14 protein-coding genes, 1 tRNA gene and 3 pseudogenes are annotated in these 15,980 nt (G+C 69.4%); 4 read left to right on the top strand and 14 right to left on the bottom strand.

What is annotated here, in order from left to right; all coding sequences use genetic code 11:
- Positions 1-577 precede the first annotated feature (577 nt).
- Entirely contained in the window at positions 578-3,268 is a 2,691-nt protein-coding gene (polA, locus tag BJF79_RS13905) for a DNA polymerase I (RefSeq protein ID WP_075897660.1), read from the bottom strand.
- Positions 3,269-3,430: 162 nt separating this feature from the next.
- On the opposite strand from polA, the gene BJF79_RS13900 reads away from it, so the two are divergent.
- Positions 3,431-3,832, top strand: a complete 402-nt coding sequence (locus BJF79_RS13900; RefSeq protein WP_075897668.1) for a PaaI family thioesterase — start codon at positions 3,431-3,433, stop codon at positions 3,830-3,832.
- A 244-nt stretch (positions 3,833-4,076) separates the two neighbouring features.
- Here BJF79_RS13900 and BJF79_RS13895 read toward each other — a convergent pair whose 3' ends face one another.
- From BJF79_RS13895 to BJF79_RS13870, 7 genes are all read right to left on the bottom strand, one after another.
- Positions 4,077-4,892: an ABC transporter ATP-binding protein gene (locus tag BJF79_RS13895; protein WP_083733416.1), complete on the bottom strand. Its 816-nt coding sequence runs from the start codon at positions 4,890-4,892 to the stop codon at positions 4,077-4,079.
- A complete protein-coding gene (locus BJF79_RS13890; protein ID WP_075897666.1) occupies positions 4,882-5,622 on the bottom strand; it encodes an ABC transporter ATP-binding protein in 741 nt (246 codons plus the stop codon). The genes BJF79_RS13895 and BJF79_RS13890 overlap by 11 nt, the downstream gene beginning before the upstream one ends.
- A gap of 47 nt (positions 5,623-5,669) precedes the next feature.
- Positions 5,670-6,818, bottom strand: coding sequence for a branched-chain amino acid ABC transporter permease (locus tag BJF79_RS13885; RefSeq protein ID WP_075897658.1), 1,149 nt, complete (start codon positions 6,816-6,818; stop codon positions 5,670-5,672).
- Positions 6,815-7,780 (bottom strand): branched-chain amino acid ABC transporter permease, encoded by a 966-nt coding sequence (locus BJF79_RS13880; protein ID WP_075897656.1) that lies wholly within the window; start codon positions 7,778-7,780, stop codon positions 6,815-6,817. The genes BJF79_RS13885 and BJF79_RS13880 overlap by 4 nt, the downstream gene beginning before the upstream one ends.
- A gap of 91 nt (positions 7,781-7,871) precedes the next feature.
- Complete coding sequence (locus BJF79_RS59775; protein ID WP_262401982.1) at positions 7,872-8,189, bottom strand: ABC transporter substrate-binding protein; 318 nt, start codon at positions 8,187-8,189, stop codon at positions 7,872-7,874.
- A 14-nt stretch (positions 8,190-8,203) separates the two neighbouring features.
- Positions 8,204-9,043 carry a branched-chain amino acid ABC transporter substrate-binding protein gene (locus BJF79_RS13875; protein WP_262401981.1) on the bottom strand — a complete coding sequence of 280 codons (840 nt, stop codon included), beginning with the start codon at positions 9,041-9,043 and terminating at the stop codon, positions 8,204-8,206.
- Between the two features lie 291 nt (positions 9,044-9,334).
- The gene (locus tag BJF79_RS13870; protein WP_143219902.1) at positions 9,335-9,907 is read right to left on the bottom strand and encodes an ANTAR domain-containing response regulator; all 573 of its coding nucleotides are present in this window, start codon (positions 9,905-9,907) and stop codon (positions 9,335-9,337) included.
- A gap of 120 nt (positions 9,908-10,027) precedes the next feature.
- On the opposite strand from BJF79_RS13870, the gene BJF79_RS13865 reads away from it, so the two are divergent.
- Positions 10,028-10,101 (top strand) — tRNA-Leu (locus tag BJF79_RS13865).
- 133 nt (positions 10,102-10,234) lie between these two features.
- Entirely contained in the window at positions 10,235-11,020 is a 786-nt protein-coding gene (locus tag BJF79_RS13860) for a helix-turn-helix domain-containing protein (RefSeq protein ID WP_075897652.1), read from the top strand.
- A gap of 79 nt (positions 11,021-11,099) precedes the next feature.
- Here BJF79_RS13860 and pyk read toward each other — a convergent pair.
- Both pyk and BJF79_RS13850 read right to left on the bottom strand, forming a co-directional pair.
- Positions 11,100-12,529: pseudogene (pyk, locus tag BJF79_RS13855) on the bottom strand (pyruvate kinase).
- A gap of 88 nt (positions 12,530-12,617) precedes the next feature.
- On the bottom strand, positions 12,618-13,178 hold the full coding sequence (locus BJF79_RS13850; protein WP_075897664.1) for a type 1 glutamine amidotransferase domain-containing protein: 561 nt from the start codon (positions 13,176-13,178) through the stop codon (positions 12,618-12,620).
- Here BJF79_RS13850 and BJF79_RS65555 point away from each other — a divergent pair.
- Positions 13,177-13,443: pseudogene (locus tag BJF79_RS65555) on the top strand (hypothetical protein); the annotation flags it as partial. The gene BJF79_RS13850 and the pseudogene BJF79_RS65555 sit on opposite strands and share 2 nt — an antisense overlap.
- 27 nt (positions 13,444-13,470) lie before the next feature.
- Here BJF79_RS65555 and BJF79_RS59770 read toward each other — a convergent pair.
- From BJF79_RS59770 to BJF79_RS13835, 4 genes and pseudogenes are all read right to left on the bottom strand, one after another.
- On the bottom strand, positions 13,471-14,799 hold the full coding sequence (locus BJF79_RS59770) for a hypothetical protein (protein WP_262401980.1): 1,329 nt from the start codon (positions 14,797-14,799) through the stop codon (positions 13,471-13,473).
- 132 nt (positions 14,800-14,931) lie between these two features.
- Entirely contained in the window at positions 14,932-15,258 is a 327-nt protein-coding gene (locus BJF79_RS13840) for a VOC family protein (protein WP_143219900.1), read from the bottom strand.
- A pseudogene (locus BJF79_RS66840) lies at positions 15,246-15,383 on the bottom strand (VOC family protein); the annotation flags it as partial. The pseudogene BJF79_RS66840 and the gene BJF79_RS13840, both read right to left, overlap by 13 nt.
- Positions 15,384-15,422: 39 nt before the next feature.
- Positions 15,423-15,980: helix-turn-helix transcriptional regulator (locus tag BJF79_RS13835; protein ID WP_262401978.1), on the bottom strand; the 558-nt coding region annotated here is incomplete at its 5' end.

Below are 15,980 nucleotides of genomic sequence, written 5' to 3'. Positions count from 1 at the left end.
GCGTCCACCGGTTTCGCCTCCGCCGCCGCCCCGGCCCGTTCGGCCTCGGCCGCGCCCCCGCCGTCCCCCCGCCGTTCCCCGGGCAGTACCAGCCCGAGGACGACGGCGCAGACGACCACGACTCCTGCGATCTTGTGAAGGAGCGGCATGTTCCCCCCGCCGGTCGACCCGAACAGGACCGAGGACAGCGTAGATCCCCGGGGCATCTAACGGACAGCACTTGACGTACCCGCATGATCCCCGCGGAGCACCCGCCCCCCGGTCCTCATCCCGCCAATTCCGGAACCCCCGGGAAAATGACACGACGTCCCCAGGTGACCCGGACACGCCGCCGCCCGCGCCTTGCGGCCCGCGCGACGACACCTCCCATAAGATCAACTCGCTGTGACGACTCGATCACCGGGGTGCCCTTAACCCGCTCCGGCCTGCGCGTCCCCTGCCCGCGGCGGACGGCGCGGCAGCGCGCCGCGCCCGGAACCCGCGCCCCGACACTCCCCGACACGCCACGAAGCACCGCGCGACGCGCGCACGTGATGCGGCGCGTCCGGCGCGGTGGCGGATCGGCGGGCGGGACGGGTCAGTGCGCGGCGTCCTGCCAGGTCCGGCCGGTGCCCATCGACACCTCCAGCGGGGCCCGCAGCTCGTACGCGCCCGCCATCTGCTCCTCGACGAGCCCCTTGACGCGGTCGAGCTCCCCGGACGCGACCTCCAGGACGAGCTCGTCGTGCACCTGCAGCAGCACCCGGGACGCCAGGTCGGCGCCGCGCAGGGCCCGGTCGACGTTCAGGCTCGCGACCTTGACGATGTCGGCGGCCGACCCCTGGATCGGGGCGTTGAGGGCCATCCGCTCGGCCATCTCGCGGCGCTGCCGGTTGTCGGAGTTCAGATCCGGCAGGTAGCGGCGGCGGCCCAGGATCGTCTCGGTGTAGCCGTCGCGGCGGGCGCGGGCCACCACGTCGCGCAGGTAGTCGCGGACGCCGCCGAACTGCTCGAAGTACTCCTCCATCAGCCCGCGCGCCTCGTCCGGCGCGATGCGCAGCTGCTGCGACAGCCCGTACGCCGACAGGCCGTAGGCGAGCCCGTAGTTCATCGCCTTGATGCGCGCGCGCAACTCGGAGTCGATCTGCTCGGGCGGCAGCCCGAACACGCGGGACGCCGTGATGGTGTGGAAGTCGGCACCGGAACCGAACGCCTCCAGCAGCGCCTCGTCCTCCGACAGGTGCGCCATGATCCGCAGCTCGATCTGCGAGTAGTCGGCGGTCAGCAGCGTCTCGTAGCCGTCGCCGACGACGAACGCCTCGCGGATCCGCCGCCCCTCCTCGGTGCGGATCGGGATGTTCTGCAGGTTCGGGTCGGTGGACGACAGCCGCCCCGTCGCCGCGACCATCTGGTTGAACGTCGTGTGGATGCGGCCCGCGTCGTCGGCCATCGGGATGAGGGAGTCGACGATGCTCTTCAGCTTCGCGACCTCCCGCCACCGCAGGATGTGCTCCAGGACCGGGTGCCCCTCCTTCTCCAGCAGGTTGCTGAGCGCCTCGGAGTCGGTGGTGTAGCCGGTCTTGGTGCGCTTGGTCTTCGGCAGGCCCAGCTCGTCGAACAGCACCTGCTGCACCTGCTTCGGCGACCCCAGGTTGAACTCGCGGCCCACGGCGGCGTGCGCGTCCTGCTCCTGCTGCTTCACCTGCCCGCCCAGCGTCGCCGACAGGCCCGCCAGATGATCGGCGTCCACCGCGATGCCCGCCCGCTCCATCCCGGCGAGGACGCCGACGAGCGGAAGCTCGACCTCGTGCAGCAGCCGCGTCGCGCCGCGCTTCTCCAGGTCGGCGTCCAGGACGTCGGCGAGTTCGGCGACCGCCCGCGCCCGGACGGCCAGGGCCTCCGCGGCCTCCTCCTCGCCCGACCCGTCCAGCGTGAGCTGCCCCGAGTCCTCGGCCTCGCCGCGCAGCTCCCGGTGCAGGTAACGCAGGGCGAGGTCGGCCAGGTCGAACGTGCGCTGCCCGGGCAGCGCCAGGTACGCCGCCAGCGCGGTGTCGCTGGTGAGCCCCGCCAGCGTCAGGCCGCGCGCCGCCAGCGCCAGCATCGGGCCCTTCGCCTCGTGCATCGCCTTCGGGCGGGCCCCGTCGCCGAGGTACGCGGCGAGGGCCCGCTCGTCGTCCTCGATCAGCTCCGCCGGGTCGAGGTGGACGGCCGGGCCGTCCTTCGACGCGAGGGCGAGCGCCGTGATCTCCCCCGTGCCGCGCCCCCACGTCCCGGTGACGGCGACGCCGAGGCGTCCGGCGGAGTTCGCGTCCAGCCACGCCGCCAGAGCGCCCGGCTCCACCTTCTCCAGGTCGACCTCGAAGCCCTCGTCGGCCTCCGGCTCGGCGGCCGACAGCGTGGAGTACAGCCGCTCCCGCAGCACCCGGAACTGCAGCGAGTCGAACAGCGTGTGGATCTCCTCGCGGTCCCACTGGCCCATCGACAGCTGCGGCGGCGTCAGCTCCAGCCCGACCTCGGTGTCGAGCCGGTTGAGCTGCTGGTTGCGGATCACCCCGGACAGATGCTCGCGCAGGTTGTCGCCCGCCTTGCCCTTGATCTCGTCGACCCGGTTCACCAGCGTGTCGAGGTCGCCGAACTTGCCGAGCCACTTCGCGGCCGTCTTCGGGCCGACGCCCGGCACGCCCGGCAGGTTGTCGCTGCTCTCCCCCACCAGCGCGGCCAGCTCCCGGTACCGCTCCGGCGGCACCCCGTACTTGGCCTCCACGGCCGCCGGGTCCATCCGGGCGAGCTCCGACACGCCCTTCACCGGATACAGGACCGTGACATGCTCGTTCACCAGCTGGAACGCGTCCCGGTCACCGGTGACGACCAGCGTCTCCATCCCCGCGACGGTCGCCTGCACCGACAGGGTGGCGATGATGTCGTCGGCCTCGAACCCCGCCACCGACATCCGCGGGATCCGCAGCGCGTCCAGCACCTCGAAGATCAGGCTCACCTGGCTGCGGAACTCGTCCGGCGTCTTCGCCCGGCCCGCCTTGTACTCCACGTACTGCTCGTGCCGGAACGTCGGCTCCGACCGGTCGAACGCCACCGCGATGTGCGACGGCCGCTCGTCCCGCAGGACATTGATGAGCATCGAGGTGAAGCCGTACACCGCGTTCGTCGGCTGCCCGTCGGTCGTGTTGAAATTCTCGACCGGCAACGCGAAGAACGCCCGGTAGGCCAGGGAGTGCCCGTCGAGCAGGAGAAGCCGTTCACGCTTGTCAGGGGTCGCTGCTGTCATCGCCACACAAGGACTCTAGTCTGCGCGTACGACAGTTTTGTGGAGGCGTAAGTGACAGACCCCAACGGCGTGACCTCCGAAGACCGGACGGACGCCGACACCGGCACCGACGCCGCCGCCGGAACCGACGCCGGAGCCGGAGCCGGTTCGGACGACCGCGCGAAGGTCATCGCCGAACTCGCCCGCTACGACGCGGGAACCGACCTCGCGCAGGCGATGGGCATCGAGTACGTGGAAGCGACCGCCGAACGCGTCGTCGCCCGCATGCCCGTCAAGGGCAACACCCAGCCCTACGGACTCCTGCACGGCGGCGCGTCCTGCGTCCTCGCCGAATCCATCGGCTCCGTCGGGTCCGCGATCCACGCCGGCCCCGGGCGCATCGCCGTCGGCATCGAGATCAACGCCACCCACCACCGGTCGGCGACCGAAGGGCACGTCACCGGCGTCGCCACCCGCGCCCACGGCGGCCGCACCCTCGCCACCTACGACATCGTCATCACCGACGACCAGGACCGCCGCGTCTGCACCGCGCGCCTGACCTGCATGCTGCGGGACGCCCCCGGATCCTGACCCGCCCGCCGGGGCCGACGCCCCCGCGTTCTTCGCGAGACCTTTGCGACGGGACGCCGCACCTCTGTACCGTGGCTCGGAACGGCCCGGGATCACTGAGTAGACAACGTACGCGCCGGGGAAGGTTCGTGCGGCCCCAAAGGTGATCCCGGGTCAACGTCTGTCCAGGCCACGGGCCCGGGCAGGACGCGCGTACGCCCGCCGGGACCGGACGAACCGGACCCGGCGGGCGTACGACTCGCCGTCAGTCTTTCGCGGCGCCTCCGGCGTCATCACCGCCGTCCGGCTCACCGGCCTCGCCGCCCGGCTTCCCGGCCTCCCCGGGCTCGGGCTCCTCGGCCTCGACCGCGTCGCCGATGTCACCGCCCAGATACGCCGCACGGACCTGCGGATCGTCCAGCAACTCCGACGCCGCCGCCGACTTCACCACACGCCCCGTCTCCAGGACGTACGCGCGATGCGCGATCTGCAGCGCCTGCTGGGCGTTCTGCTCAACCAGCAGCACCGTCGTGCCCCGCCGGTTGATCTCCTCGATGATCGAGAAGATCTGCTGCACCAGCATCGGCGCCAGCCCCATCGACGGCTCGTCCAGCAGCAGCACCTTCGGCTTGGCCATCAGCGCCCGGCCGATCGCCAGCATCTGCTGCTCGCCGCCCGACATCGTGCCGCCCGCCTGCGTCCGGCGCTCCGCCAGCCGCGGGAACAGCTCGTACGCCTCCGCCAGCTCCTTGGACGAGTCGTCCCGGCGGGCGTACGCGCCCATCAGCAGGTTCTCCTCGACCGTCATGCCGGGGAAGATCCCCCGGCCCTCCGGCGCCTGCCCGATGCCCGCCAGCACCCGCTTGTGGCCCGGCATCTTGCTGATGTCGGCCCCATCGAACCGCACCGCGCCCGCCGACAGGTCCCGCAGCCCCGACACCGTCTTCAGCGTCGTCGTCTTCCCCGCGCCGTTCGCGCCGATCAGCGTGACGATCTCACCCCGGTCGACCTGCACGCTGATGCCCTTCAGCGCCGCGATCTTCCCGTAGTGGACATGGATGTCATCGATCTCAAGAAGCATCGGCCGGAGCCCCCAGATACGCCTCAATGACCCGCGGGTCGTTCTGCACCTCGGCCGGCAACCCGTCCGCGATCTTCTGCCCGAAGTCCAGCACCGCCACCCGGTCGCTGATCCCCATCACCAGGCCCATGTCGTGCTCGATCAGCAGCACGGTCACCCCGGTGTCACGGATCCGGCGGATCAGATCCTGCAGCGCCACCTTCTCCGCCGGGTTCATCCCGGCCGCCGGCTCGTCCAGCAGCAGCAGCTTCGGCTCCGTCGCCAGCGCCCGCGCGATCTCCAGCCGCCGCTGGTCACCGTACGGCAGGTTCTTCGCCAGCTCCCCGGACCGGTGCGGAATCCCCACCAGCTCCAGCAGCTCCCGCGCCCGCTCCCGGCCCTGCCGCTCCTCGCGGCGATGCCACGGCAACCCGAGCGCCGCACCGACGAACCCCGTCCGATGATGCGCGTCCGTGCCCACCAGAACGTTCTCGACGGCCGTCATGTTGTGGAACAACCGGACGTTCTGGAACGTGCGCGCCACGCCCAGCTTCGTCACCGTGAACCGCTTCTTGCCGTCGATCCGCTTCCCGTCGAACACCACCTGGCCCTCGGTCGGCCGGTACACGCCGGTGGTCACGTTGAACACCGTCGTCTTGCCCGCACCGTTCGGCCCGATCAACGCGAAGATCTCGCCCTTGCGGATCCCGATGTCGACCTTGTTCAGCGCCACGACACCGCCGAACCGCATCACGACGTCCCGCAGTTCGAGCAGCACCGTGCCCTCGTCCGAGCCCTTCACTTGCTCACCTCCGGCGCGGTCGCGTCCTGCTGCGCGCCGACCTCGGCGCCCATATGGCCCATGCCGCCGCCGCCTTCCGCCAGCTCCGCCTTCCGCTGCCGGGACGGCCACAACCCCTCCGGCCGGAAGATCATCATGGCCACCAGCGCGGCACCGAAGATCAGCATCCGGTAGTCGTCCAGGAACCGGAACCGCTCCGGCAGCCACGCCACCACGAACGCCCCCAGCATCGCGCCCGGAATGCTCCCCGAACCGCCCAGCACCACCGCCGCCAGCACCAGCGCCGACACCATGAACTCGAAGTTCGTCGGCAGGATCGACGTCTGCTTCGCCGCGAACACCACGCCGCCGCTGCCGCCGATCGCCGCGCCGATCGCGAACGCCGCCAGCTTGAACCGGAACGTCGGCACGCCCATCAGCTCCGCGGCGTCCTCGTCCTCACGGATCGACGTCCACGCACGACCCACCCGCGACCGCTCCAGGCGCTTCACGAAGATGATCGCCAGAACGATGAAGAACACCAGCATGTAGTAGTACGGCCGCGAATCCAGGATCCCGTAACTGAACGGCTGCACACCGAAGATCTCGAACTCCGACAACGTCGGCGGGTGCGGGATCCCCTGCACGCCCCGCGGACCGTTCACGTAGTCGCTGTTGTTCGCCGTCCGCTTGACGATCTCACCGAAGCCCAGCGTCACGATCGCCAGGTAGTCGCCCCGCAACCGCAGCGTCGGCGCCCCCAGGATCACCCCGGACGCCGACGCGAACACGATCGCCAGGACCAGCGTCTCCCAGAAACTCCAGTCGTACTTCACCGCGAAGATCGCGATGGTGTACCCGCCGACCGCGTAGAACGCGACATACCCCAGGTCCAGCAGACCCGCCATGCCGACCACGACGTTCAACCCGATCGCCAGCAGCACATAGATGGCGATCTGGTCACTGAGCATCGACGCCCAGTCCGCGCCGCTCGGCGCCATGAAACTGCCGATCGCGTTACTCGGCAGCAGCACCGCACCGATGATCAGCAGGACGTACACGCCCCAGCGCTGCCACCCGGCGGCACCCGCCCACCAGTCGCGCAACGGATCCAGCGACAGACCGCCGCCATTGCTCTTCGAGGGAAGCTTCTTCGTCATGTTCATGCGCGCGCCCGCTGCAGAGACTCACCGAGAATGCCGGTAGGACGGAACATCAGAATCAGGATCAGCAGCGTGAACGCCACGACGTCCCGCCACTCCGAACCGAAGATGCTCGAGCCGTACATCTCCAGCAGCCCCAGCACGAAGCCGCCCACCAGAGCACCGCGAATGTTCCCGATACCACCGAGAACCGCCGCCGTGAACGCCTTGATGCCCAGCAGGAAGCCCACGAAGTACTCCGTCTGCTCGAACCGCAGGAAGTACAGCGCCGCCGCCACGCCCGCCATCACACCGCCCACGACGAACGTCACCGACACCACCCGGTCGATGTTCACGCCCATCAGCACCGCGGTCTCCGGATCCTGCGCCGTCGAACGGATGCCCCGCCCCAGCCGCGTCCGGTTAACGAACTGATCCAGCGCCACCATCATCAGCACCGAACCGAAGAAGATGATGAGCGCCACGTTCGTGATCTCGATCGGACCGATCGAGATCACCGTGTTCATCTCCCGGAAGTGCTCGCTGACCGGAAGCTTGCCGCCCTCCTTCGACGTCCCGAAGATCAACGGCACCAGCACCGTCGCGAACAACTGCTGGATGAAGATCGACGCGCCGATCGCCGAGATCAACGCCGCCAGCCGCGACGCCCCCCGTTTACGCAACGGCCGGTACGCCACCACCTCCAGCAGCATCGCGCCGCCGCCGGCCACAGCACCGGCCACCACCCCGCACAGGACCACCACGCCGATGAGCGCGATCCCGTTCAGGTCCGAGACGCCCAACCCCCGCACCGTCCACAGGGCCGCGAACGTCCCCGCCATGAAGATGTCGGCATGAGCGAAGTTGATCAGCCGGAGCACGCCGTAGACCATCGTGTAGCCCAGCGCCAGCAGAGCGTAGATCGCCCCCAGCGCCAGCCCGTCGATGGTCGACGGCCAGAATTGATTGATGAAGTCGTCGAGCACCTTTGGTCGCCCTTTGTGAAAAGGAGCGGGAGCGCTGTAGCGCTCCCGCTCCCGCGCCATCAGGGAGGTCTGTCACCAGGCGTGGTAACGCCTAGGAGACCTTCGCTTCGTTCGCGTTGCCGAGGAGCTTGATCGCCTTGCCCTGCACCTCGTAGATGAAGATGTCCTGCGCCGCCAGCTCACCGTTCTCGTCGAACTTGATCGGCTTGCCGACACCGTCGAAGCTCACCGTCGACAGGAACTTGTTGATCTCCTCCGGCGTCGTGTTGCCCGCCTCGACGGCCTTGATGAACGCCGTCGCCGCGTCGTACCCCTCGGTCGAGTAGATCGCGACCTCGGAGCCGAACTTCGCCTTGTAGTCGTCCGCGAACTTCTTCGCGTTCGCGTTCGTCTTTCCGTCCGTGTCGATCAGGCACCCGCAGCTCAGCAGCGCGCCCTGCGCGTTCTCCTCACCGATGCCGTGATGAGCTCGGAGGCCAGCGAACCGTCGCCCGACATCATCTTGCCCTCGTAGCCGGCCTCCGCCAGCTGCTTGAACAACCGCCCGGCGACCGCGTAGTACCCGCCGAAGTACACCGCGTCCGGCTTGAACTCCGTGATCTTGTTGACCGTCGAGGAGTAGTCCGTCGCGTTGTCGTCGACCGCGTCGGTCTGCACCGTCACGCCCTTGGCCTTGACCGCCGACCCGATCGCGTCGGCCAGCCCCTTGCCGTAGTCCTGGTTGTCGTGGACCGTGAAGACCTTCTTGGCCCCGAACGATCCCGACAGGAACGTCGCGACGCCCGCGCTCTGCACCGCGTCGTCCGCGACCACCCGGTGCCACCACTGCCAGTCCTTCTCCGCGAGCGTGATGCTCGTCGCCGACGGCGACACGCTCGGGATCTTCGCCTCCTCAAGGATCGGCCCCACGCTCTGGGACTCGCCCGAGAAGGCCGGACCGATCAGCCCGACGATCTTGTCCTGCTTCACCGCGCCCAGCGCCAGCGTCGTCGCCTGCTCCGGCTTCCCCTGGCTGTCATAGGTCTTGAAGTTGATCTTGACCTCGGGGTTGGTGGCGTTGTACTGCTCGATCGCCAACTGCGCGCCCTGCTTGGGCGGAATCACCAGACCCGAGTTCTCCCCGGTCAGGTCTCCCATGAACCCGATCGTGATCGAGTCGCCGTCGCCCGAGCCGCCGTCATCGCCGCCGCACGCCCCGGCGCCGAGCGCGAGCACCGCGCTCATCGCCACCGCGCCGGCGACCCTCATCATGTTGCGCCGCAAGGTGCCCAACCTTTCCATCCGGATCCGGGAAGGGATCGGGTACGAGTCGTGATCCCGCGCGACGCCTTCCCGTGGATGGGGAGAAATCGGTCACTCGGGACCGCCTATGTCGTACACCGTGGACCCGACACAGATCAGCACCCCCGGATAGAAGGGTTACTCGTTCGTTACTCCCCCGTGCTCATCGGGATCCGCGCGACCAACAGCGACGATTACTCACAGTGACGACCATGGCCGGTCCGGCGCACGCGCATTGGCCCTTGACAACGCGCGAAATGACGGCCAGAGGAGTCAGGTCCCGGCGGACTCGCCGCCCGCACCTGCGACGACCGCCTCCGCGACGGCCCGCATCGTGAGCCGGCGGTCCATGGACGTCTTCTGGATCCACCGGAACGCCTCGGGTTCGGTCCACCCGTGCGCCTGCTGCAGCAGCCCCTTCGCCCGGTCGACGACCTTCCGCGTCTCCAGCCGCTCCTGCAGCCCCGCGACCTCGGCCTCGAGCGCACGCATCTCGGTGTACCGGCTGACCGCCATCTCGATCGCGGGCGCCAGATCGGTCTTCGAGAACGGCTTCACCAGGTAGGCCATCGCACCGGCCTCGGTGGCCCGCTGCACCAGCTCACGCTGCGAGAACGCGGTGAGGATGACGACGGGCGCGATCCGTTCGGCCGAGATCCGCTCGGCGGCCGAGATCCCGTCGAGCACCGGCATCTTGACGTCGAGGATCACGAGATCGGGCTTCAGGTCCGACGCGAGCCGAACGGCCGCCTCGCCGTCCCCGGCCTCGCCCACGACCTCGTAACCGTCCTCCTGCAGCATCTCCTTGAGGTCCAGCCGGATCAGGGCCTCGTCTTCTGCGATCACAACTCGCCGAGCGCTCTCCGTCACGCGCACGAGACTACCGGGACGCGCTACCCTAGTACCCGTCGCCCCTCACCAAGGGGTGACAAACTGGACACCAAGGGACATGTCCCGAGAAAATACGCCCCGGTACTCCAATCGGCCGAGAGAGCGGTCTCAAACACCGTACAGTGTGGGTTCGAATCCCACCCGGGGCACAATCCATCAGTCGCCACCCACTTCGGGGGTGGCTTTTTAGTTTCCGCATCTACGCTTCTCTCGCAAGTCACTCCAAATTTGCACATACCGTCACCATTCTAAACTGTCAGTGGTGGGCGAGAGACTCGCCGTATGTATCCAGACGAGGTCGTTCAGCAGGCCCTGAAGCTTTCCCGAGAGGGCTGGACGGATCGTGAGGTGGCACGTCGCTGCGGCGTCTCGATGGGCGCGGTTCAAAAGTGGCGCAGCGGCACCCGACGACACAAGCGCGGTCCCGCGCGGGGAGAGCCATACGACGGCAGGATCAAGCGAGACTGCCCACGGTGCTACGGCCGCTCGTTGAACAGCCAGAGTTACGCGTACCTGTTAGGCGTCTACTTGGGCGATGGCCATATCGTCGCGACCACCAAAGGTTGCTATCGCCTCTCGCTGAGTTGTTGTGCCACCTGGCCTGGACTCATCGATGCCGCCGAAATGGCCATGGCGGCCGTCATGCCCCTGTCCAGAGTTCACCGCCGATCCCGCCAGGGCTCGATCGATGTGGAGAGCCAGTCAAAACACTGGCCGTGCTTATTCCCACAGCATGGGCCCGGGCGGAAGCACGAGAGGAAGATCGAGCTCGCTAACTGGCAGAAGGAGATCGTCGAGGAATACACCCAGGAGCTGGTGAGCGGGCTCGTCCACTCAGACGGATGCCGCAGCATGAATCGGGTTCGGCGACCGGCCGCCGGTGGGGATCGGTGGTACGAGTATCCGCGCTACTTCTTCACGAACGAGTCCATGGACATCCAGGGGATCTTCAAGGATGCGCTGGATCGGCTCGGGATCGCGTGGAAGCAGGCGAACCGGAAGAACATCTCGGTCGCGCGGCGGGAGGCGGTGGCGCGGTTGGACGAGTTCGTGGGGCCGAAGTTTTAGGGCCGTTGGCCGGAGCGATCTCTAAATGAGATCGGCTGGTGATGTGCCGGGCGGCCTTCGGGCCGCCCGGCGGATCGGGTCAGTGCTGGGTGCCGATGGCGTCGCCGATGATGTGGACGCGCAGGGAGTTGGTGGAGCCGGGGGTGCCGGGCGGGGATCCCGCGACGACGACGACGCGGTCGCCCTTCTGGGCGCGGCCGAGTTCGAGGAGGGCTTGTTCGACCTGGCCGAACATGGCGTCGGTGTGGTCGACCTGGGGGACGATGAAGGTTTCCACGCCCCAGACGTGGGCGAGGCGTCCGCGGACGGCGGGGACGGAGGTGAAGGCCAGCAGCGGGATGGGCGAGCGGTAGCGGGAGAGGCGGCGGGCCGTTTCGCCGGACATGGTGAAGGCGGCGAGGGCCTCGGCTCCGACGATGGCGCCGACTTCGGCGGCGGCGCGGGCGATGGCGCCGCCGACGGTTTCGGGGACGCGGTCGAGGGTGTGGGTGGCCTGGAGGGCCGCTTCTTCGGCGGTGCAGACGATGCGGCTCATCGTCTGGACGGATTCGATCGGGTACTGGCCGACGCTGGTTTCGCCGGAGAGCATGACGGCGTCGGCGCCTTCGAAGACGGCGTTGGCGACGTCGGAGGTTTCGGCGCGGGTGGGGCGCGGGGCGGAGATCATCGATTCGAGCATCTGGGTGGCGACGATGACCGGGCGGGCCTTCTCGCGGCAGAGTTCGATGGCGCGTTTCTGGACGATCGGGACTTGTTCGAGGGGGAGTTCGACGCCGAGGTCGCCGCGGGCGACCATGATGCCGTCGAAGGCGGCGACGATCTCGGGGAGGCGTTCGACCGCCTGGGGCTTTTCGATCTTGCCGATGAGGGGGACGCGGACGCCTTCTTCTTCCATGATCTGGTAGCAGATGTCGGCGTCGGCGGGTGTGCGGACGAAGGAGAGGGCGACGAGGTCGACGCCGAGGCGCAGGGCCCAGCGGAGGTCTTCCTCGTCTTTTTCGGTGAGTGCGGGGACGCTGACGGGGACGCCGGGCAGGTTGAGGCCCTTGTTGTCGGAGACCATGCCGCCGACGGTGACGGTGGTGCGGACGCGGGGGCGTCGACCTCGGTGACGCGGAGGGCGACGCGGCCGTCGTCGATGAGGACGGTGTCGCCGGGTCCGACGTCGCCGGGGAGGCCCTTGTAGGTGGTGGAGACCTCGCGGCGCGTGCCGGGGACGTCCTCGGTGGTGATGGTGAAGTCGTCGCCGAGGGTGAGCCGGACGGGGCCGTCGGGGAAGCGGCCGATGCGGATTTTGGGACCCTGGAGGTCCGCGAGGATGCCGACGCCGCGTCCGGTGGCGTCGGCGGCGGCCCTGAGGCGCTGGTAGACCTCTTCGTGGGTGGCGTGGTCGCCGTGGCTCATGTTGAGCCGGGCGACGTCGATGCCGGCTTCCACGAGGGCGTTGATCTGCTCGGTGCTGGAGCAGGCGGGGCCGATGGTGCTGACTATTTTCGCTCGACGGGTCACGTCCACAACCGTACTTAGTTACTGGTCGGTACGGTTATTTCTGCAGTATGCGGTCCCCCAGGGTTCACCGATTGGTCTAGGACAAGGTCTAGACCACGGCCTTGAACGCGTCGACGGCGGCCTGGGAGAACGCCTTGAGGTCGTCGGGCTTGCGGCTGGACACCAGTACGTTGGGTCCGCCTTCGCAGATTTTTACCTCTTCGTCGACCCAGGTGGCGCCGGCGTTGCGCAGGTCGGTCTGCAGGCTGGGCCACGAGGTGATGGTACGCCCGCGGACGACGTCGGCTTCGACGAGCGTCCAGGGGCCGTGGCAGATGACGGCGACGGGCTTGCCGGCGTCGAAGAACGAGCGGGCGAACGCGACGGCCTTGGGCTGCATGCGGAGGAAGTCGGGGTTGGCGACGCCGCCGGGGAGGACGAGTCCGTCGTAGCGGCCGTGGTCGGTGTCTTCGACGGTGGCGTGGACGGTGAAGGTGTCGCCCTTGTCGAGGTGGTTGAACGCCTGGATCTCGCCGGTCTGCGTGGAGACGAGTTCGGGTGTGCCTCCGGCCTGTTCGACGGCGGTCCAGGGTTCGGTCAGCTCGACCTGTTCGGTGCCTTCGGGGGCGCACAGGAACGCGATCGTCTTGCCCTGCAGGTCGTTCGGCATGATGACCTCCGTTTTGTCGGGTTCTCTGTCGCCGTGCCCGTCGGACGGGGGTGGTATGCAGGGTGTCGTGAACGCCACGGGATATCGGGAGGTGCCGGCGCCGGGCCGGGCGGGGCTGGTGTGCGCGTGGTCGGCGGCGTTGCCGGACGGTGCGGCGCCGTTCGTCCAGCGGGTGGTGCCGGACGGGTGCGTGGATCTGATCTGGTGGCGTGCGGAGATCGTGGTGGCGGGGCCGGACACGGGGCCGATGCCGGCGATGATGCGGCCGGGCGACGCGGTGGTGGGGGTGCGGTTAGGGCCGGGTGCGGCGCGCCGGTGCTGGGGGTTCCGGCGGACGCGGTGCGGGACGTCCGGGTGCCGTTGCGGGAGTGTGGGGCGCGGGGCGGACCGGCTGGCGGAGGCGGTGGCGTCGGCGGGACGGGTGGGCGAGCGGCGGTCGGTGCTGGTGCGGGGGGTCGAGGGCCGTGCGGCGGAGCCGGTGGATCCGATGGTGCGGGCGGTGGTGTCGGGGCTGGTGGGGGGTTCGGTGCGGGATGTGGCGGACGCGGTGGGGTTGAGCGAGCGGCAGTTGCGGCGGCGGTCGCTGGCGGCGTCGGGTACGGGCCGAAGGTGCTGCAGCGGGTGCAGCGGTTCCAGCGGGGGTTGCGGCTGGTGCGGGCGGGACGGGCGGCGGCGGAGGCGGCGTACGAGGCGGGGTTCGCCGATCAGGCGCATTTCGCGCACGAGGTGCGGGACCTGGCCGGGACGCCGCTCCGCGACCTGGTCTAGCGTGCGAGCCTGCCGTGGGCGCGCAGGACGCGCAGGCGTTCGACGTCTGGACGCCGCGCCATTCGTGGCGGGTGATGGGGGTCCAGACGGGGAAGTCGATGTCCCAGCCGCCGTCGTCGTCCTGGGCGTCGATGAGGGCGTCGAGTTCGGTGTCGATGGTGCGGCGGGGGTGGAGGCGGGCGCCGAGGCCGCCGGGGTCCGGGGCGAAGTCGAGGGCGGTGTGGTGGTCGCTTCCGACGGCGGCGAGGGCGTCGCGGTGGCGGGTGAAGGCTGCTCGGGCGCGTTCGCGGTCGGGGACGTGGTCGAGGAAGTCGAGGACTGCGAGGACGTCGTAGGGCCCGAATTCGGGGTCGCCGTGTTCGAGTCGCCGCCAGCAGAAGTCGGTGGCGGTCTTGAGCCAGGGGTGGTCGGTGCGGGCGCGGTGGAGGCGTCCGGCGAGGGAGGCGGTGGGGTTGATGGCGCCGGGCGGGTCGTCGGGGGTCTGCCACCAGGGTGCGTGGGGGGTGTCGCGGACGGTGGGCAGGACGAACGGTACGCCGCCGTCCGGGGTGGTGATGGTGGTGAGGTGGTCGGCGATGCGGGTGGCGGCGGGGTCGTCGGCGGCGCCGGCTTCGTGGAGGATGTCCAGGGCGTGCTGGGCGGGGACGGGCTGGCTGGCGGTGCCGCGCAGGTCGGGTTCGAGTGCGTTGCCGTAGCCGCCGTCGGGGTTCTCGTAGGGGCGGAGGGCGGCGAGGACGGGTTCGGGTGCGCCGCCGCGGAAGTGCAGGGCGAAGCGGTGGCGGTCTATGACGCGGGCGTTGCGGAGCATGAACTCCCAGGCCCGTTCGATGTGTTCGCTGGTCAGGGTCTTCATGGGCTTCACCGTAGGGCCGGCGGGCGTGGCGGGGCTTGTAGGAATCGGCCGCGCGGGCTCGGCCGGAGCCGGGCCCGCGTCGGCGATCCCGGGGCCGGGGTTCGCACGCGCCGGGGCCTGGGCCTTTTCCGGTCAGCTCACGCAGTCGCCCCAGTCGGCGGATTCGTCGAGCCGTTCGGAGGGCTGGGTGAGGCTGTACCAGCAGCCGGAGTCGTCGCGGAAGACGGCTTCGACGCCGTAGGGGCGGCGTTCCGGCTTCTGGACGAACTCGACGCCCGCGGCGGACAGGCGTTCGTAGTCGGCCCGGCAGTCGTCGGTGTGGAAGGCGCGGCGCCGAGGACGCCTTTGGCGATGAGCTTCTTCATCTGCTCGCCGGATTCGGCGTCCATGGTGGGCGGGCCGGGGACCATGAGGGTGAGGCTGAGGTCGGGCTGGTCTTTGGCGCCGACGGTGACCCATCGCATGCCGCCTTCGCCGAGGGTGATGTCGTCGCGCGGTTCGAGGCCGAGCGTGCCGGTGAAGAAGTCTTTGGCGGAGTCTTGGTCGAGGCACCAGACGGTGACGAGGCCGACATTGGTGATCATGATGGGTGTCCCTTCTGAGCTGGGCCGATGCCGATGACTCTAGGGAGGGGCGTGGTCGGGGGCCTTCTCGAGAATTGCTCGGCGCCCGGGGAACCCTCCGGCCCACAGCAGGACGAAGCAGCCGGGAACGGTGTGCGCCCCGGGGCCGCCGGAGCGGCGGCGGAACTCGGTGGGGGTCATGCCGGTCTGCCGTTTGAAGCTGGTGCAGAAGGTGCCGAGGCTGCTGAAGCCGACGAGCATGCAGATCTCGGTGACGGTGAGGTCGGCGGTGCGCAGGAGGTCCTGGGCGCGTTCGATGCGGCGGCGGGCGAGGTAGCGGCCGGGCGTCTCGCCGTAGACGTCGGCGAACAGCCGGACGAAGTGGTAGCGGGAGTATCCGGCGCGTGCGGCGACGGCGGCGACGTCGAGGGGGTCGGCCCAGTCGCGGTCCATGGTGTCTTTGGCCAGCCGCATGCTGCGCAGCACGCTGGTGTCGGCGGGCGCGGTTCCCATGTCGCCGATGCTGGCACATGCCTCGGACGGACGCCGCGCGGCGAGCGTCCCGGCGTACCCCGCGGCGAGCGCCCCGCCGAGCGTCCCGGCGTGCGGGGACCCCGG

The sequence above is a fragment of the Actinomadura sp. CNU-125 genome (assembly GCF_001942465.1).
GTDB lineage: Bacteria > Actinomycetota > Actinomycetes > Streptosporangiales > Streptosporangiaceae > Spirillospora.
This window is presented reverse-complemented; position numbering and strand designations above follow the sequence as displayed.

Excerpts from the sequence above, each read along its gene's own strand:
- BJF79_RS13850 (WP_075897664.1), bottom strand. The coding sequence starts at position 13,178 with ATGCCGAACGACCTGCAGGGCAAGACGATCGCGTTCCTGTGCGCCCCC.
- BJF79_RS13840 (WP_143219900.1), bottom strand. The coding sequence starts at position 15,258 with ATGGGTCACCGTCGGCGCCAAAGACCAGCCCGACCTCAGCCTCACCCT.
- BJF79_RS13860 (WP_075897652.1), top strand. The coding sequence starts at position 10,235 with ATGTATCCAGACGAGGTCGTTCAGCAGGCCCTGAAGCTTTCCCGAGAG.
- BJF79_RS13895 (WP_083733416.1), bottom strand. The coding sequence starts at position 4,892 with ATGCTTCTTGAGATCGATGACATCCATGTCCACTACGGGAAGATCGCG.
- BJF79_RS13885 (WP_075897658.1), bottom strand. The coding sequence starts at position 6,818 with ATGAACATGACGAAGAAGCTTCCCTCGAAGAGCAATGGCGGCGGTCTG.
- BJF79_RS13890 (WP_075897666.1), bottom strand. The coding sequence starts at position 5,622 with ATGCGGTTCGGCGGTGTCGTGGCGCTGAACAAGGTCGACATCGGGATC.
- BJF79_RS59770 (WP_262401980.1), bottom strand. The coding sequence starts at position 14,799 with ATGAAGACCCTGACCAGCGAACACATCGAACGGGCCTGGGAGTTCATG.